Source organism: Streptomyces sp. NBC_00028, from assembly GCF_045041065.1.
Classification (GTDB): Bacteria; Actinomycetota; Actinomycetes; order Streptomycetales; family Streptomycetaceae; genus Streptomyces.
The window spans coordinates 8,356,631-8,373,246 of record NZ_CP108293.1; the positions used below are offsets into that span (position 1 = coordinate 8,356,631).

The 16,616-nt window shown below is 71.7% G+C and carries 18 protein-coding genes; 10 read left to right on the forward strand and 8 right to left on the reverse strand.

Translation table 11 applies throughout. The annotated features are described in order from the left end of the window. Positions 1 to 3: 3 nt before the first annotated feature. Positions 4 to 573: a chloramphenicol phosphotransferase CPT family protein gene (locus tag OG885_RS37710; protein WP_405739626.1), complete on the reverse strand. Its 570-nt coding sequence runs from the start codon at positions 571 to 573 to the stop codon at positions 4 to 6. Between the two features lie 59 nt (positions 574 to 632). Here OG885_RS37710 and OG885_RS37715 point away from each other — a divergent pair, with 59 nt between their 5' ends. Further along, positions 633 to 1,211, forward strand: coding sequence for a hypothetical protein (locus tag OG885_RS37715; protein ID WP_405739629.1), 579 nt, complete (start codon positions 633 to 635; stop codon positions 1,209 to 1,211). A 15-nt stretch (positions 1,212 to 1,226) separates the two neighbouring features. On the opposite strand, the gene OG885_RS37720 is transcribed toward OG885_RS37715, so the two are convergent. Both OG885_RS37720 and OG885_RS37725 read right to left on the reverse strand, forming a co-directional pair. Further along, positions 1,227 to 1,406, reverse strand: coding sequence for a hypothetical protein (locus tag OG885_RS37720; protein ID WP_405739632.1), 180 nt, complete (start codon positions 1,404 to 1,406; stop codon positions 1,227 to 1,229). 138 nt (positions 1,407 to 1,544) lie between these two features. Next, a complete protein-coding gene (locus OG885_RS37725; RefSeq protein ID WP_405739634.1) occupies positions 1,545 to 2,420 on the reverse strand; it encodes an undecaprenyl-diphosphate phosphatase in 876 nt (291 codons plus the stop codon). Positions 2,421 to 2,714: 294 nt separating this feature from the next. On the opposite strand from OG885_RS37725, the gene OG885_RS37730 reads away from it, so the two are divergent. The 4 genes from OG885_RS37730 (at position 2,715) to OG885_RS37745 (ending at position 6,957) form a co-directional block, all read left to right on the forward strand. Continuing rightward, complete coding sequence (locus tag OG885_RS37730) at positions 2,715 to 3,902, forward strand: Gfo/Idh/MocA family protein (protein WP_405739637.1); 1,188 nt, start codon at positions 2,715 to 2,717, stop codon at positions 3,900 to 3,902. Continuing rightward, the gene (locus OG885_RS37735) at positions 3,899 to 4,825 is read left to right on the forward strand and encodes a PmoA family protein (protein ID WP_405739640.1); all 927 of its coding nucleotides are present in this window, start codon (positions 3,899 to 3,901) and stop codon (positions 4,823 to 4,825) included. Before OG885_RS37730 ends, OG885_RS37735 begins: the two co-directional genes overlap by 4 nt. A gap of 95 nt (positions 4,826 to 4,920) precedes the next feature. Further along, a complete protein-coding gene (locus OG885_RS37740; RefSeq protein ID WP_405743060.1) occupies positions 4,921 to 5,526 on the forward strand; it encodes a cupin domain-containing protein in 606 nt (201 codons plus the stop codon). 642 nt (positions 5,527 to 6,168) lie between these two features. Continuing rightward, positions 6,169 to 6,957, forward strand: coding sequence for an alpha/beta fold hydrolase (locus OG885_RS37745; RefSeq protein WP_405739643.1), 789 nt, complete (start codon positions 6,169 to 6,171; stop codon positions 6,955 to 6,957). Between the two features lie 12 nt (positions 6,958 to 6,969). On the opposite strand, the gene OG885_RS37750 is transcribed toward OG885_RS37745, so the two are convergent. Beyond that, positions 6,970 to 7,440 carry a winged helix-turn-helix transcriptional regulator gene (locus OG885_RS37750; protein ID WP_399960341.1) on the reverse strand — a complete coding sequence of 157 codons (471 nt, stop codon included), beginning with the start codon at positions 7,438 to 7,440 and terminating at the stop codon, positions 6,970 to 6,972. A gap of 118 nt (positions 7,441 to 7,558) precedes the next feature. Between OG885_RS37750 and OG885_RS37755 the strand changes: the two genes are divergently transcribed. After that, positions 7,559 to 8,728 (forward strand): thiolase family protein, encoded by a 1,170-nt coding sequence (locus tag OG885_RS37755; RefSeq protein WP_405739646.1) that lies wholly within the window; start codon positions 7,559 to 7,561, stop codon positions 8,726 to 8,728. A 70-nt stretch (positions 8,729 to 8,798) separates the two neighbouring features. On the opposite strand, the gene OG885_RS37760 is transcribed toward OG885_RS37755, so the two are convergent. Further along, entirely contained in the window at positions 8,799 to 9,566 is a 768-nt protein-coding gene (locus OG885_RS37760; protein ID WP_405739649.1) for a TVP38/TMEM64 family protein, read from the reverse strand. A gap of 49 nt (positions 9,567 to 9,615) precedes the next feature. On the opposite strand from OG885_RS37760, the gene OG885_RS37765 reads away from it, so the two are divergent. From OG885_RS37765 to OG885_RS37775, 3 genes are all read left to right on the forward strand, one after another. Then, on the forward strand, positions 9,616 to 10,338 hold the full coding sequence (locus tag OG885_RS37765; protein ID WP_405739651.1) for a DNA alkylation repair protein: 723 nt from the start codon (positions 9,616 to 9,618) through the stop codon (positions 10,336 to 10,338). Between the two features lie 276 nt (positions 10,339 to 10,614). Beyond that, the gene (tuf, locus tag OG885_RS37770; protein ID WP_405739654.1) at positions 10,615 to 11,784 is read left to right on the forward strand and encodes an elongation factor Tu; all 1,170 of its coding nucleotides are present in this window, start codon (positions 10,615 to 10,617) and stop codon (positions 11,782 to 11,784) included. A gap of 96 nt (positions 11,785 to 11,880) precedes the next feature. Then, positions 11,881 to 12,726: a spermidine synthase gene (locus OG885_RS37775; protein ID WP_405739657.1), complete on the forward strand. Its 846-nt coding sequence runs from the start codon at positions 11,881 to 11,883 to the stop codon at positions 12,724 to 12,726. Positions 12,727 to 12,859: 133 nt separating this feature from the next. Here the strand turns inward: OG885_RS37775 and OG885_RS37780 are convergent, their stop codons facing one another. Both OG885_RS37780 and OG885_RS37785 read right to left on the reverse strand, forming a co-directional pair. Then, entirely contained in the window at positions 12,860 to 13,927 is a 1,068-nt protein-coding gene (locus OG885_RS37780; RefSeq protein WP_405739659.1) for a hypothetical protein, read from the reverse strand. An 80-nt stretch (positions 13,928 to 14,007) separates the two neighbouring features. Next, positions 14,008 to 14,925: a hypothetical protein gene (locus tag OG885_RS37785; RefSeq protein ID WP_405739661.1), complete on the reverse strand. Its 918-nt coding sequence runs from the start codon at positions 14,923 to 14,925 to the stop codon at positions 14,008 to 14,010. A gap of 86 nt (positions 14,926 to 15,011) precedes the next feature. Between OG885_RS37785 and OG885_RS37790 the strand changes: the two genes are divergently transcribed. Beyond that, on the forward strand, positions 15,012 to 15,449 hold the full coding sequence (locus tag OG885_RS37790) for a DUF4442 domain-containing protein (RefSeq protein WP_405743062.1): 438 nt from the start codon (positions 15,012 to 15,014) through the stop codon (positions 15,447 to 15,449). 12 nt (positions 15,450 to 15,461) lie between these two features. Here the strand turns inward: OG885_RS37790 and galU are convergent, their stop codons facing one another. Then, the gene (gene galU, locus OG885_RS37795; RefSeq protein WP_405739664.1) at positions 15,462 to 16,412 is read right to left on the reverse strand and encodes a UTP--glucose-1-phosphate uridylyltransferase GalU; all 951 of its coding nucleotides are present in this window, start codon (positions 16,410 to 16,412) and stop codon (positions 15,462 to 15,464) included. Between the last annotated feature and the right edge of the window lie 204 nt (positions 16,413 to 16,616).

Below are 16,616 nucleotides of genomic sequence, written 5' to 3' on the forward strand. Positions count from 1 at the left end.
CTGTCAGCGGCCCGCGCGCAGCCGCTCGAACGCCGTCGGGGTCGGGCGGTGGGGCAGGAACTCCTTGATGCGCAGGGCGCATTCGCGCGGGGTGGCGCGGCTGGTGTCGCATTCGAGGTCGTAGATCCCGTGGGCGTGGACCTGTGCCAGCTGGCGGGCCGCGAGCCCGGCCGGCCGGTCGCCGCGCTCGCGCTCGCGGCGCTCCAGCTCCTCGGCAGGGCAGTGCACCCCGACGAGTACGACGTCCCCGGGGGCGAACAGCGACAGACAGTCGTCGAGGCGCCAACGGGCGCTCAGGACATGGTCGACGACGATGTTGTTGCCGGCCGCGGCCATGCCGGCGACCGCCCGGTGGTAGCCCTGCCAGGTGCGGTGCAGGACGGTCCCCAGCTGGTCCGGTGGCACGGGTGCGCCCGACCGCATCGCGTGGAACGCGTCCACCGGCAGATGGAAGTACGGCTCGTCGAGCATCCGCAGCAGTTCCGCCGCGATGCTCGACTTGCCCGAACTCGACGTGCCGTTCAGGAAGATCACGAGGCCCTGGCGCGGGGGGACGCTGTCGAGGTGGTCCATGGGCGGATCTTAGGAGGGAGCGGATCTCGGGAGGGGTGGGGGTGCGCGATCATCGTGCGATGACGTACGCCGCTTCCTTCCGCCACCAGTTCTGGTCCGAGGGCTTCTACGAGCTGGCCATCGAGGTCGGCTCGACGGAAGACGCCGCGCTTCAAGCCGTCCTGGACGCGGTGTGGACCGCGGCTCGGGTGGAGGGGTGTTACGGGCACGGGGGCCGGGAGCCGGAGGAGCAGGAGGCCGTGCCGTGCACGGTCGCCGCGCTGGAGGAGTTCGGGCAGCTGCTGGGGCGGGTCCGGCTGCCCACGGGAGAGCTGGTGGCGTTCGGGGCCACGGCGGTCAGGGGCGGCGACGACAGCAGTGACTGGCTGGACTTCGGCGTGCCGCTGTCGGCCTTGCGGCAGGCGGGCGTCGCGTTCGCGGAGGGGCCGTTCGAGCGGTCCGCCGCCGCGGACGACTGGCTGGCCGCCGTCGCGACGGACGCGTTTCGCGAGGCGCCCTTCAGCCTGGGACTGGTCGGCTGGAACGTCTCCGGCCTGGCCGAAGCCGCGATGCTGGGCGGTGGGCTGCCGGAGAAGCGAGGCATGGGTTACCTCCTGCCCCACGACGGCGTCCTGCACTACGGAGCCGTCAACGACTGAGCGCCGAAGCCCTGTTCAGGCCGCCTCGATCACGCTGCCGCGGATCGCGGCCGCCCACTCGACCACCAGCAGCTCGTACTCCTCGCGCTCCTGGGGTGACAGCGAGCCGCCCGCCCGCAGCCACAGCGCGCGGATCTGCTCGTTCACTTCGGCAGCAGACCGCACGGAACCAGAGGCCATGGAATCGGGGGACATGCCGACAAGCCTAGGGGCAAGCACTGACACTGCGCTACCGAACGGCTACGCACAACGTATGTGATTGGTCACGGAGTTCACTGGGCGAACATGTTGGATTTCGCCCCCGAGGCGCCCGGAGGTGTGCCCGGCTTTCCGTCAGCCCGCCGACTCCGCCGCGTGCGGGCTCAGCGCGCCCATCGACACGAGCACGATGATCACGATGCCGAGCGCGATGCGGTACCAGACGAACGGCATGAAGCTCTTGGTGGAGATGAACTTCATGAACCACGCGATGACCGCGTAACCGACGACGAACGCGATGATCGTCGCGAAGATCGTCGGCCCCCACTCGACATGGCCGCCCTCCAGCGCGTCCTTGGTCTCGAAGAGGCCGGACGCCAGCACCGCGGGGATGGCCAGGAGGAAGGAGTAGCGGGCCGCGGCCTCGCGCTTGTACCCCATGAACAGGCCGCCGCTGATGGTGGCGCCGGAGCGGGAGACGCCCGGGATGAGGGCGCAGGCCTGGCAGAGACCGAAGATCAGGCCGTCCCGCACGCCCAGGTCCTCGAGGGACTTGCGCTGCGTCGGCGCCCGGTGCTTGCCGCCGCTCTCGTCGCGGGCGGCCATGCGGTCGGCGATGCCGATGACGATGCCGACGACGATGAGCATGGTCGCGGTGATCCGCAGATCGCGGAAGGGGCCCTCGATCTGGTCCTTGAGCGTGATGCCGAGCAGGCCGATCGGGATCGACCCGACGATCACCAGCCAGCCCATCTGGGCGTCGTGGTCGCTGCGCAGCGCCTTGTTGGTCAGCGACCGGAACCAGGCCGAGATGATCCGCCCGATGTCCTTGCGGAAGTAGATCAGCACGGCGGCCTCGGTGCCGATCTGGGTGATCGCCGTGAAGGCCGCTCCCGGGTCCTCCCACTCCGCGAAGGCCGCGGTCAGTCGCAGATGCGCGCTGGAGGAGACGGGCAGGAACTCGGTGAGCCCCTGGACGAGTCCGAGGACGAGCGATTCAAACCAAGACATGGAGGTACGGAGTCCAAGCGCTGATCGTGGGAGGAGCGACGGGCACACCGAACCGTCGGGTCACGGTGATCGCGGGTGCGGAGGGAAGCCTAGCGTCCGGTGGTGACGGGCCCGGCACAGGGGCTTCGTGGGGCACCGGTGACCAGGGTGTGAGAAGAGCCCGTGAGCTGGGCTACGACCTGTTGACCGGTCATAGTCTCGCCGCTTAGGTTGCTGCGGAGAGAAAGCGCTTGCTGGCCGGGTGGCAGGCGTCGGCGCTGTCCGCCGTTCGTTCGAGGAGTGCTGATCACGCCCATGTCCCCCCTCACTCCCTTGGACGGTCGCCGTATCCGCGCGGCCGTCATCGGCACCGGCGCCATCGCGCGCGGCTCCCATCTGCCCGCGCTGGCCACGCTCGCCGACGAGGGCGAGACCGAGGTGGTCGCCGCGGTGGACATCGACGCCGCCGCCGTCGAGGCGTTCTGCGCGGCGGGCGGGGTCCCGCACGCCTACACCGACCTCGACCGCATGCTGCGCGAACAGCGGCCCGACCTGGTCACCATCTGCACCCCGCCCACCCTGCACCGCGACCAGAGCATCGCCGCGCTGCGCGCCGGGGCCTGGGTCTGGTGCGAGAAGCCACCGGTGCCGACGCTGGCCGACTACGCCGCGGTCGAGGCGGAGGAGGGCGCGGAGAGCGGCCCGTACTCCTCCATCGTCTTCCAGCACCGCTTCGGTTCCGGCACCCGGCATGTGCGCCGGCTGCTCGCCGAGGGGGCCCTCGGCCGGCCGCTGGTCGTCCACTGCCAGACCACCTGGTACCGCGACACCGCCTACTACTCCGTGCCCTGGCGGGGCCGCTGGGCGACCGAGGGCGGCGGCCCCGCCATGGGTCACGGCATCCACCAGATGGACCTCATGCTGGACCTCCTGGGCCCGTGGAGCGAGGTCCGCGCCATGGCCGGGCGGCTGGTGCACGACGTGGAGACCGAGGACGTCTCCACCGCCCTGGTCCGCTTCGAGAACGGCGCCATGGCGACGATCGTGAACAGCGTCCTGAGCCCCGACGAGGTCAGCCGCATCCGCATCGACTGCGAGCGCGCGACCGTCGAACTCACCCATCTGTACGGCCACTCCAACGCGAACTGGCACATCACCCCGGCCGCCGACGTGCCGGGCGACGAGGCCGACGCCTGGCGGGACTTCGGCGCGGACGTGCCCAGCTCGCACCTGGAGCAGCTGCGCGAACTCGTCGCGAGCATGCGGGCCGGCGAACGCCCGCGCGGCAGCGGAGCCGACGGACGCACCAGCCTCGAACTGGTCGCCGCGCTCTACAAGTCGGCGTTCACGGACGTCACCGTCAAGGCGGGCGAGATCGGCCCGGGCGACCCGTTCCACACGGCCATGCACGGCGACGCCCCCGGCTGGGCTCCGGCCGCCGAGGTGGCCGTATCCGCCGTATCCTCCGAAAACGTCGCGTCCGGTGAGGAGGTACCCGCATGAGCGCACTGCGCATCGTCCACGCGCACGGCGACCGGATCACCGTGGCCGACCCGGTCACCGGCGTCGAGCTGCTCGCGTACGTGTACCGGCCGGAGGCGGCGTGGGAGGCCCCCAAGCCGTACATCCACCCGCTGCGGACCCTGACCGGCGACGTCGTCACCGACTACCGGCCCAACGACCACCGCTGGCACAAGGGCCTGTCCCTGACCGCCTCGCATGTATCGGGTGCCAACCTGTGGGGCGGCAACTCCTATGTGCACGGCGAGGGGTACCTCGAACTCCCCGAGCGCGTCGGCTCCATGGCCCACGTCGGCTTCGACGAGGTCGCCGCGCACGACGACCGGGCCGTCATCGCCGAGCGCCTCACCTGGCACCCCTACAGCGGCGAGCTGTGGGCCGACGAGGTGCGCCGGATCGAGATCCACGACGTCGACCAGGAGTCCCGCTCCTGGGCACTGACCTGGACGAGCGCCATCACCAACCGGCGCGACGAGCCGCTGCGCCTCGGCAGCCCGACGACCGCCGGACGCGAACTCGCCGGGTACACCGGCCTGTTCTGGCGCGGTCCGCGCGCCTTCCGCGACGGCCGGATCACCGCCCCGGACGCCGAGGGCCCGGAACTGCTCGGCGCCCAGGCGCCCTGGCTGGCCTTCTCCGGCGAGCACGACGGCACGGACGGCCACGCCACCCTCGTCTTCGAGCACGCCCCCGAGAACGACCACCTCGGCACCCGGGGCGCCCACCCGGCCCACTGGTTCGTCCGCAACGACCCCTTCGCGGGCGTCGCCCCCTCCTGGGCCTTCTACGACGAGCTCGAACTCGCCCCGGGCGCCACCCTCACCCGCCGCTACCGCGTCGTCGTGGTCGACGGCGCCTGGCAGCGGGAGGAGATCGCCAAGTACCTGGACACCCACCCGTGGTGACCCCGTCGACGGGGCTCCCCGGCGGGGTCGCCGTCTCGCACCTGTGTGTGTACGACTGGCCCGCCGCCGACGGTCTGCACGGCGGAACTCCCCATATGCACCTGACCTGTTCGGAGGCGTACGTCGTCACCGGCGGCCGGGGTGCCGTGCAGACCCTCACGACGGCCGGGTACGAGGTCACGCCCCTCGTACCCGGCACGGTCGCCCGGTTCACGCCGGGCACCATCCATCGGCTGGTCAACGAGGGTGGGCTGCGGATCACCGTCCTGATGCAGAACAGCGGACTGCCGGAGGCGGGGGACGCGGTGCTGACCCTGCCGCCGGAGTATCTGACCGACCTGGAGACGTACGCCGCCGCGACCACGATCCCGGCGGACGCGCCCGAGGCGGAACGGGAGCGGATCGCCCGGGCCCGGCGCGACCTCGCCCTGGAGGGGTACCGGCTGCTGCGGGCGGCTCCCGAAGGGCTGGCCGACTTCCATCGGGCCGCCGCCGCACTCGTCCGGCCCCGGCTCGCCGAGTGGCGGGAACGCTGGAAGAACGGTGCGGCCGCTGCCGCCGCGGCCACGGGGGAGCAGCTGGACCGCCTCGAACGGGGCGACTTCTCTCATCTCGCCGACGCGGTCGTACGGTCGGAACAGCCGTCGGAGCACGGGAAGTTCGGGATGTGCGGGCGGCTGGACGTCTACCGGGGCGACTGACCCGGGCTGGGGGCTGTCTGGCAGGGTGGCCGACCCGGGCTGCGGACAGTCTTGCAGGGCGACTGACCTGGGCTGGGGGCTGTCTGGCAGGGTGGCCGTTCCGGGCTGCGGGCTGTCTTTGAGGGTGGCCGACCCGGGCTGCGGACAGTCTTGCAGGGCGACTGACCCGGGCCGCGGGCTGGCTTCCAGGGCCGCCGACCCGGGTCGCGGACAGTCTTCCAAGGCGACTGACCTGGGCCGCGGGCTGTCTGGCAGCGTGGCCGACCCGGGCCGCGGACAGTCTTCCAAGGCGACTGACCCGGGCTGGGGGCTGTCTGGCAGGGTCGCCGACCCGGGCCGAGGACTGTCTGGCACGGCGGCCGCCCCGGGCCGCGGACAGCCTTCCAGGGTGGCCGACCCGGGCCGCGGGCTGGCTTCGAGGGTCGCCGACCCGGGCCGAGGACTGTCTGGCACGGCGGCCGCCCCGGGCCGCGGACAGCCTTCCAGGGTGCCCGACCCGGGCCGCGGGCTGGCTTCCAGGCGGCCGATCCGGGCCGGGCTGGCTTCCAGGGCGGCCGACCCGGGCCGGGCTGGCTTCGAGGGTCGCTGACCCGGGCTTGCGGACGTCGCGACACCGGTGGCCCCCGCGCCTAGCCTGGAGGCATGGCCACGGTGCAGGTGGGTGGCGTCGAGGTCGCCTACGACCGCGTCGGCCAGGGACCGCCGCTGGTCCTTGTCCACGGCGCGGGATTCAACGCCCGGATGTGGCGGCCGCAGCTCTACGCGCTGGCCGACGCGTTCACGGTCGTGGCGTGGGACGAGCCGGGTGCCGGGCGCTCCTCCGACCTGCCGCCCGGCTTCACGCTCGCGGACTACGCCCACTGCCTCGCCGCCGTGATCGAGGACGTGGGGCTCGGCCCGGCCCGTGTCGCCGGCCTCTCCTGGGGCGGGACGGTCGTACTGGAGCTGTACCGCCACCACCCCGAGCTGGTCTCGGCCCTGCTGCTCGTCGACACCTACGCCGGGTGGAAGGGTTCCCTGCCGCCCGAGGAGGTGGCGGCCCGGGTCGAGGGCACGCGGCGGATGCTCGCGGCGCCGCGCGAGGAGTTCGATCCGACGCCGCCGGGTCTGTTCGCCGGGGAGCCGCCCGCCGGGTTCGTGCCGCTGCTCGACGCGATGGCGCGGGACGTGCGCCCGGAGACCATGGGGGCGCAGCTGCTGATGATGGCCGAGGCGGACGAGCGCGACCTGCTGCCCCGGATCGCCGTGCCGACCCTGCTGGTGTGGGGCGAGCTGGACGCACGGTCACCGCTGGACGTCGCCCGCGCCTTCGAGACGGCGATCCCGGACGCCGAGCTGGTGCTGCTTCCCGGCGCCGGACATGTCAGCAACCTGGAGGCGCCGGAACACTTCAACCAGGCCGTCCGCGCGTTCTGCCGGGCGCACCGCTGAGCCGGGGCGTCGCTACGCTGCCGTCGGCCCCGTCACGGTCCAGCCCGGGACCTGCGGGTGGGCGCTCAGGTCCTCGTGGCGCACGTCCGCGCCGCAGGCCCGGCAGGTGACGACGGGGAGCAGCTCGTTGCCGCAGGAGTGCTCGACGACCATGGGCCGGTCGTCGTCCTGGTGCAGATGCCGGTCGCCCCAGGCCATGAGGGTCATGAGGACCGGCTCCAGCTCCAGGCCCGCCCGTGTGGGCCGGTACTCGAAGCGCTGCGGTCGCTCGCTGTAGGCGCGCTTCGTCAGGATCCCGGCCTCGACGAGCCGGCGCAGCCGCGTGGCGAGGATGTCGCGCGGGGCGCCGATGTTGCGCACCAGCTGGTCGAAGCGGCCGTTGCCGAGGCAGACCTCGCGCAGGACGAGCAGGGAGTACTTCTCGCCGACGAGCGCCAGGGTGTCGGCGATGGAGCAGGGGCGCGGGTGTTTGGGGGCGGCCATGGGGCCGATTCTAGGGGGCTTCCAGGAATGGGTTTGATTTTCCAACTCACAGGGCTATGGTGAGTTTGGATTTCCTACTGACCGGTAATGCCCGTGTTCCAGGCTGGAGGCCACATCCATGCGTGACGCAGTGATCGTCGAAGCCGTACGCACCCCCATAGGCAAGGGCAAGCCGAACGGCTCCCTCGCGCACGTCCATCCCGTGGAGCTCCTCGCCCACACCCTGCGCACCCTCGTCGAGCGCTCCGGCGTCGATCCGGCGCTGATCGACGACGTCATCGGCGGCACCGTCGACCAGGTCGGCGAGCAGGCCATGAACACCACCCGCTACGCCGCCCTGTCGGCGGGCTTCCCGGAGACGGTCCCGGCGACCACCGTGGACCGCCAGTGCGGCTCCTCCCAGCAGGCCGTGCACTTCGCGGCGCAGGGCGTCATCGCGGGCGCGTACGACCTCGTCGTGGCCTGTGGCGTGGAGTCGATGAGCCGGGTGCCGATGTGGTCCAACGTGCCGCCCGGCAAGGACCCGTTCGGCCCCGGTGTCGCCGAGCGCTACCCCGAGGGCCTCGTCCCGCAGGGCATCAGCGCCGAGCTCATCGCGGCCAAGTGGTCGATCACCCGGGACCAGATGGACGCCTTCGCGGTGTCCTCGCACCACAAGGCGGCCGAGGCGTGGACCGCGGGTCTCTTCGACGCGGAGGTGGCTCCGCTGGACGGGGTGGGGCGGGACGAGTGCGTACGGCCGTCCAGTACCGCTGAGATCCTCGGCGGACTCAAGCCCGCGTACTACGACCCGGCCTTCACCGAGCGCTTCCCGCAGATCGAGTGGAACGTCACGGCGGGCAACGCGAGTCCGATCAACGACGGGGCCTCGGCCGTGCTGATCACGTCCAGTGAGACGGCTGCCCGTCTGGGGCTGCGGCCGTTGGCGCGGCTGCACAGTTTCGCCGTGACCGGGTCGGATCCGCTGCTGATGCTGACGGGGGTCATCCCGGCCACGGAGAAGGTACTGCGGAGGGCCTCACTGTCGCTCGCCGACATCGATCTGTTCGAGGTCAACGAGGCGTTCTCCAGTGTGGTGTTGGCTTGGCAGCAGGAGACGGGGGCGGACTTGGCCAAGGTCAACGTGCATGGGGGTGCCATCGCGATCGGGCATCCGTTGGGGGCGAGCGGTACGCGGCTTACGACGACGCTGGTGCATGCGATGCGGGAGCGGGGCGCTCGCTATGCGTTGCAGACCATGTGTGAGGCGGGGGGACTCGCCAACGCCATGGTGCTTGAGGCTGTTTGAGCGGCTGCGGGCTGGTCGCGCCCACGCGGCGGAGCCGCAAATTGATACAGTCCCGCGCCCCTCAGGTTGCTCAGCGCGCCCGGAGATGGTGGCGCTTGCGCCAGGCCACCGCTGCCCCGACCAATGCCGGAACCGCGATCGCCGCCATCGCGATCAGGAACGCCGGGGACGTCGGCGTCGACGCGCGCGCGCCTGCCACCACGTATGCCGCCGTGTTCGGGATCGAGCCGAGTGCCGTCGCCAGCAGGAAGGGGACGTAGCCCATGCGTGAGACGGCGGCGCAGTAGTTCGCGGCGGCGAACGGCACCCCGGGGAACAGGCGCACCGCCAGCATCGAGCGGAAGCCGTGCCGGCTCAGCTGACCGTCGGCGGCCTTCAGCCAGCGGCCCCGCAGCAGCGGACGCAGGGCGTCCTGGCCGAGGATCCGCCCCAGGGTGAAGGAGATGCCGGCCCCGAGCACCGTGCCCCCGAGGGCGGCACCCAGCCCCAGCTGGGTGCCGAAGAGGGCGCCCGCGGCCAGGTTGAGCAGGGGGCGCGGGACGAAGGCCACCGTGCACAGGCCGTACGCCGCCGCGAAGACCAGGGCCGCCGCGGCTCCGCCGAGCTGCGGTGGCCAGCCGTCCGCCAGCAGCCGCTGTGGCTCGAAGAGGAGCACGGTCGCGCCCGCGCCCACGAGCAGGGCGACGAGCAGGGACAGCCGTGACCAGGGCGAGAGCAGCGCTCTGGAGCAGCGGGCGGCGAGACCGACCGGCAGGGGTGCGGTGAGCGCGAGCTCCGTGGCGGCGGTCGGGGGACGGACCGTGGCGGTGCCCCCAGAGCGGGTGGTGGCATCGAGCATCCGGTGACACTAACCGACCGATGTGTGTGATCGCCGTATGGTTCGTCTCATGAGCGTCACAGGTGTGGGATCTCCCTCACTGCCGCGCAGCGCCCTCGCCGACACGGTGCTGGAGCGGCTCACGGCCACCTACGGCGCCGCGGCCGACCCCGCGCGTGCCGAGCCCATGCGCGCGTACATGAAGGACGTCGCCCCCTTCCTCGGCCTCACCACCCCCGTCCGCCGGGCCCTGTCCCGCACCGTCGTGGAGGGCGTGCCGCGCCCCGACGAGGCCGACTGCACGGCCATCGCGCTGCGCTGCTGGCGGCTGCCCGAGCGCGAGTACCAGTACTTCGCCGTCGACTATCTGCGCCGCCACGCGCGCGTGCTCTCGTCCGGCTTCCTGCCGGTGACCCGGCACCTGGTCTCCACCGTGCCCTGGTGGGACACCGTGGACCTGCTGGCCGCGCACGTCGTCGGCACCCTCGTCGCGGCCGACCCGGCGCTCAAGGCGGACATGGACGCCTGGATCGTGGACGACGACCTGTGGATCGCCCGCACCGCGCTGCTCCACCAGCTCCGCCACAAGGAACACACCGACACCGCACGCCTCTTCACCTACTGCCTGCACCAGTCCGGACACCCCGACTTCTTCATCCGCAAGGCGATCGGCTGGGCGCTGCGCGAGTACGCCAAGACCGACCCGGAGGCCGTACGGAGCTTCCTCGCGCGCGAGAAGGGACGCTTCGCGCCGCTGTCGGTGCGGGAGGCGCTCAAGAACATCGGGGCGTGAAGCTCCCCGCCCTGAAGACGTGAACCCCCCTGCCCTGAAAAATCGTTCGACGTCGGGCAAACCGTCGGCGATGATCGACACCATGTTCCGGCACGCCTTCGTCCTCGCAGCATCCGCGGTCGCGGATGCACCGAAGGCTGCCGTGCCCGTCTTCCTGACGGCCGTCGACGGCGCCCGAAGCTGACCCTCCCCGGATCGTCCGGCGGACCCCGCAGGGGGAGGGTCGGCAAGTCCTTGGGGTCCCCATCGCCACTTACGAGGCTTCGAGGTACAGCCATGCCCAAGACGGCATACGTGCGCACCAAACCGCATCTGAACATCGGCACCATGGGCCATGTCGACCACGGCAAGACCACCCTGACCGCCGCCATCACCAAGGTCCTCGCCGACCGCGGCGCCGGTGCCTTCGTCCCGTTCGACCGCATCGACCGGGCCCCGGAGGAGGCGGCGCGCGGCATCACCATCAACATCGCGCACGTCGAGTACGAGACCGACACCCGGCACTACGCGCACGTGGACATGCCGGGCCACGCCGACTACGTCAAGAACATGGTCACCGGGGCCGCGCAGCTCGACGGGGCGATCCTCGTCGTCTCCGCGCTCGACGGGATCATGCCGCAGACCGCCGAACACGTCCTGCTCGCCCGGCAGGTGGGCGTCGACCACATCGTCGTCGCCCTCAACAAGGCCGACGCGGGCGACGAGGAGCTCATCGACCTCGTCGAGCTGGAGGTCCGCGACCTGCTCACCTCGCACGGCTACGGCGGGGACGCGGTCCCCGTCGTACGGGTCTCGGGGCTTCGCGCGCTGGAGGGCGACCCGCGGTGGACGGCGTCCGTCGAGGCGCTGCTCGACGCGGTGGACACGTACGTGCCCATGCCGGAGCGGTACGTGGACGCGCCGTTCCTGCTGCCCGTGGAGAACGTGCTCACCATCACCGGCCGGGGGACGGTGGTCACCGGTGCGGTCGAGCGGGGGACGGTGAAGGTGGGGGACCGGGTCGAAGTGCTCGGGGCCTCCGTGGACACCGTGGTCACCGGCCTGGAGACCTTCGGCAAGCCCATGGAGGAGGCGCAGGCCGGGGACAACGTGGCGCTGCTGCTGCGGGGCGTTCCGCGGGACGCGGTGCGGCGGGGGCATGTGGTCGCGGCGCCGGGTTCCGTCGAGCCGCGACGACGGTTCACGGCTCAGGTGTATGTGCTGTCCTCGCGTGAGGGCGGGCGCACGACGCCGGTCGCGACGGGGTATCGGCCGCAGTTCTACATCCGGACCGCGGATGTGGTGGGCGACGTCGACCTTGGTGAGGTGGCGGTTGCTCGGCCTGGGGAGACGGTCACCATGACTGTCGAGCTGGGGAGGGATGTGCCGCTGGAGCCCGGGCTCGGGTTCGCCATTCGTGAGGGTGGTCGGACTGTTGGTGCGGGGACGGTGACAGCCGTTGCGTGAGGGTGGCTGCGATGTGTGGGGGACTGCGGGCCGTATGTTGCTGGTCGCGCAGTTCCCCGCGCCCCCAGGCCAAGAAGGCCCAGGCACAATGGACAAGTGACCGAAGCCATCCCCGTCGCCCGTGTCGTCGATCACGGGTTCGCCAAGCTCATGCCGGACGTCGACCGCGAACGGGCCTGGCTCCTCACCGTCGACGGGGCGCCTCAGTCGTATGTCGATCTGGACGAGCCGACGCACCTCGAGTTCGAGTACGCGCGTCGGCTCGGCCATGTCCTGGACATCCTGGCCGAGCCCGGACAGCCGCTGGACGTGCTGCATCTCGGTGGAGGTGCGCTGACCCTGCCCCGGTACGTCGCCGCCACCCGGCCCGGCTCCCGGCAGGACGTCGTCGAGGCCGACCGGGGCCTGCTGGAGCTGGTGGTCGAACATCTGCCGCTCGCCGACGGCGCCGGCATATCGCTGCACGCCGCCGACGCGCGTACGTGGCTGGAAGGGGCGCCCGCCGACTCCGCGGACGTGCTCGTGGCCGATGTCTTCGGGGGGTCGCGGGTGCCGGCGCATCTGACGTCTGCGGGGTATGTGCGCGAGGCGGGGCGGGTGCTGCGGGACGGGGGCGTCTATCTGGCCAACCTCGCCGATGCCGCGCCGTTCGCGTTCCTGCGGTCCCAACTGGCCACGCTGGGGACCGTGTTCCCGGAGCTCGCGCTGATCGCCGAGCCGGGTGTGCTGCGCGGGCGGCGGTTCGGGAACGCCGTGGTCGTCGCCGCCCGGCGCCCCCTCGACACCGCCGCGCTGGCCCGGCTCATGGCCGCGGACGCCTTTCCGGCCCGGGTGGAGCACGGGGACGCCCTGCGGGCGTTCACGGGCGCTGCGCGGCCGGTGCGGGACGAGGACGCGGTTCCGTCACCCGAGCCTCCTGACGGGGCGTTCGGCATCGGCTGAGTCCGTCCGAGGGGCCGTGCCGGTCGGGCGCCGGTAACCGTAGAGGCGCCGGGAGGCCGGTGCCACGCGGGCCCGGAAAGGGTCCGTGGAGTGGGCGACCGGCCTCGACCGGGGCGGGGACCGGAGGCGAGCGTCAGCCGGTGGGCTCGCCGTGCAGCCGGACCGTGCCGAGGATCTTCATGATGGTGGAGTCCGGGAGCTCGTCCTTGACCCCCGTGGCGCCGTACAGGCTGAACGCCACATAGTCGCCCGCGGAGTTCTTGAACCCGAACGTGACCGCCTTGCCGTCGGTCGCGCACTTGCCCTTGCGGGGCGTGTTCTTGGACCGGGCCCAGGCGACGCTGCCCTCGACGCCCGAGGTCGTCGTGAACTTCTCCGCCTTCTCGTCGAACGTGATGCTCTTCTTGTCCGGCTGCGTGTAACCGCCGTACACCCACCACGGGACCTGGTTGACCGCGACCTCGTCGGTGTCCTTGGCGCCGTTCGCGCCCTTGGTGCCCGCGGTGGCCAGGGCGGTGTCCTCGGTGTCACCGTTCTTGTCGTCGTCGGACGTGCACCACGACTCCTTGAGGTAGGCCGGGGCGGACATCGTGATGATGGGCTTGTCGCCGGCCTTGGCGTCGTCCTTCTCGAAGCCGATGAGCATGCCCGGCGTCTCGACCTTCCAGTCGGCCGGTACGTCGAAGGCGGTGCCCCACTTGGGGTTGATCACGACCTTCCAGCCGGGGATCGTCGCCTTCTCCGCCTCGCCGCCGCGCGGATTGTCGTCCGAGCCGGAGGCGGAGGCGCTCGGGTCGGTGTCCGTGGACTTGGAAGGGGCCGACGTACCGCCCTTGTCCTTGCCCGAGCCGCCGTCGGCCTCGTCGTCCTTGTCGCCGCCGAGAACCAGGAACCCGGTGACACCGGCGGCCACGACGACCGCGAGGGCCGCCACGATCGCGGTCACCTTCGTCCGGTTGCCCCCGCCGCTGCCCCCGCCCTGCGCCGGCTGCGGAACACCGGGCGCGTCCCACTGCGTGGGCGGCTGCGGCGGCTGCTGGGCATAGGGGTTCGGCTGCGGGTACCCGCCCTGTTGCGGGCCGGGCTGCTGGTAGCCGGGCTGCTGGTAGGGATTGGGTTGCTGGTACCCCGGCTGCTGGTACGGGTTGTTCGGGTCCTGCGGGTTCTGCTCGCCCCCGGGCGGCTGCTGTCCTGGCCACATGGGAGGCCACCTTAGTGGCGTCCGTGCATCGGTTCGGTCACCGCCCCTTGTCAGGGACGTAGCAAATGGAACGGGCCCGCTCAGGATTCCGTCGGCGTGAACACGCGCACCGTGCTCAGCACCTTCTCGACCGTGGTCTGCGGAACCTCGCCCTCCACGCCCCGGGCGCCGACGAACGACCAGGAGGCGAAGTCGCCCGCGGAGTTCGTGAACGCGAAGGTCGTCGCCTTGCCGTCCGAGTCGCACTTGCCCTGCCGTACCGCCCCGGAGGACCGCGAGGTGGCCACGCTGCCGGTCAGACCCGACGCGGTGGTGAAGGAGGTAACCGGGCCGGTGCTGACCTTCTTCCTGTCCGGCTGGGTGTACAGGCCGTAGACCCAGGCCGCCGAGTCCGCGCGGGCGATCTCCTCGGTGCTCTTCGCCCCGTTGTTCCCGCGCGAGCCCGCACTGGCCAGCGCGGTGTCCTCCGTACGACCGTCCTTGTCGTCGTCCGACGTGCACCACTGCTTCTTCAGCACGGCGGGCGCCTTCATGGCGACGAGCGGCGCGTCCTCGGGATCGTCGTCCTCCGCGACGTACGACACCCAGTCCGGGGACTCCAGCGCCCAGTTGGCCGGCACGTCGAACGCGACCCCCAGCCCCGGATTGACCACGACCTTCCAGCCGGCCACCGTCGGCTTCTGTCCGTCCGCGCCCCGCGGGTCGGCCGACGACGAGGGCGAGGGAGTGGCCGCGGTCGAGGTGGGCGTCGGGTCCGGAGCCGCCCCGTCGTCGCTGCCGCCACCGAGGAGCACGGCCCCGGTCACCGTCGCGGCGACCACGACGGCCGCGGCCACGGCGATCGCGAGGGTTCTCGTACGACGGTCCCGACCGCTCGGTGGGGGCGGCTGCGTGGCCGCCGTGTACGGGTTGGGCTGCTGGTATCCGGGCTGCCGATAGGGGTTCGCGTGCTGCTGCGGATCCGTGCCGTCCCCCGGCGAGCGCTCTCCTGGCCACATGGGGCGCAAGGATACGACGATCATCACACCGCTCTGGCCAGCAAACGCTACTCGTGGGTAACATGCCCGGCATGAGCGCAGACCAGATGTCCATCGGCGAGATGCTTGCCGCCACCGTGCCCATGGCCCGGACGCTGAACCTCGAGTTCCAGGAGACCTCGCCTGAGAAGGCCGTGGTCGGCCTGCCGGACCAGGGTGAGTTCCACAACCACGTGGGCGGGCCGCACGCCGGGGCGATGTTCACGCTCGGCGAGTCCGCCAGCGGCGCCATCGTGCTCGCCGCGTTCGGGGACCAGCTCTCGCGCGCCGTGCCGCTGGCTGTCAGCGCCGAGATCGCCTACAAGAAGCTGGCGATGGGTGCCGTGACGGCCACCGCGACCCTCGGGCGTCCCGCCGCCGACGTCGTCGCCGAGCTGGACGCGGGCAAGCGCCCCGAGTTCCCGGTGTCGATCGAGATCCGCCGCGGCGACGGAGCGGTGACCGGTGAGATGACCGTCCTGTGGACGCTGCGTCCCAACAGCTGAGCAAGGGGTCGATCACGCCGCGAGACGGCGTCGGCCGACCGCCCCGTTCGCCTCGGCCGTCGCCACGAACTCCTTGAGCCAGGCCAGGAATTCGGGGCCCAGGTCGGGGCGGTCGCAGGCCAGCCGGACCACCGTGCGCAGGTAGTCGGCCTTGTCGCCGGTGTCGTAGCGCAGTCCGTCGAAGACGACCCCGTGCACCGTGCCGTCCGCGGCGAGTTCCTGGAGGGCGTCGGTCAGCTGGATCTCGCCGCCGCGGCCGGGTGGGGTGCGCTCCAGGGTGTCGAAGACCGCGGGATCGAGGACGTAGCGCCCGATGACCGCGTAGGTGCTCGGCGCGTCCTGCCGTGACGGCTTCTCCACCAGGCCGGTGACCCGGACGACGCCGTCCTCGTCGGTGGGTTCGACGGCCGCGCAGCCGTAGAGGTGGATCTGCTCCGGGGGAACCTCCATCAGGGCGATGACCGTGCCGTCGTGGCGGTCGCGGACGTCGAGCATGCGGCTGAGCAGGGTCTCGCGCGGGTCGATGAGGTCGTCGCCGAGGAGCACGGCGAAGGGCTGGTCGCCGACGTGCCGGCGGGCGCACAGCACCGCGTGGCCGAGGCCGAGAGGCTCGCCCTGCCGGATGTGATGGATGTTCGCGAGGCGTGCGGGGTCGCGCACGGCGTCCAGGCGGACCGTGTCGCCCTTGGCGGTGAGCGCCTGCTCCAGCTCGAAGGCGTGGTCGAAGTGGTCCTCGATGGCCCGCTTGTGGCGGCCGGTGATCATCAGTACGTCGTCGAGACCGGCGGCGGCCGCCTCCTCGACGACGTACTGGATGGCCGGCTTGTCGACGACCGGCAGCATCTCCTTCGGTGTCGCCTTGGTGGCGGGCAGGAACCGGGTGCCGAGTCCGGCGGCCGGCACGACCGCCTTGCGCACGGCGCGGGCGGCGGGGGCGGGGGAGTGGAAGTGGGGGGCGATCATGCGGCTCATGCTGGCCGACGGGAATGAGAGCATCCCGGGAGAAGCCTGGGAGCGGCCTGTGGGTCGGGGCAGGGGCGCGTGTACGTCTGGCGTGGACCGTGCCGAGGTTGGAGATTTCGTGTGCCAACCGTCTTTGCCCGCACACAACTTGGCGTCCGGCTGGTCGTGATTTCGAATGCGGGTGCGGATACCGCCGGTAACTTA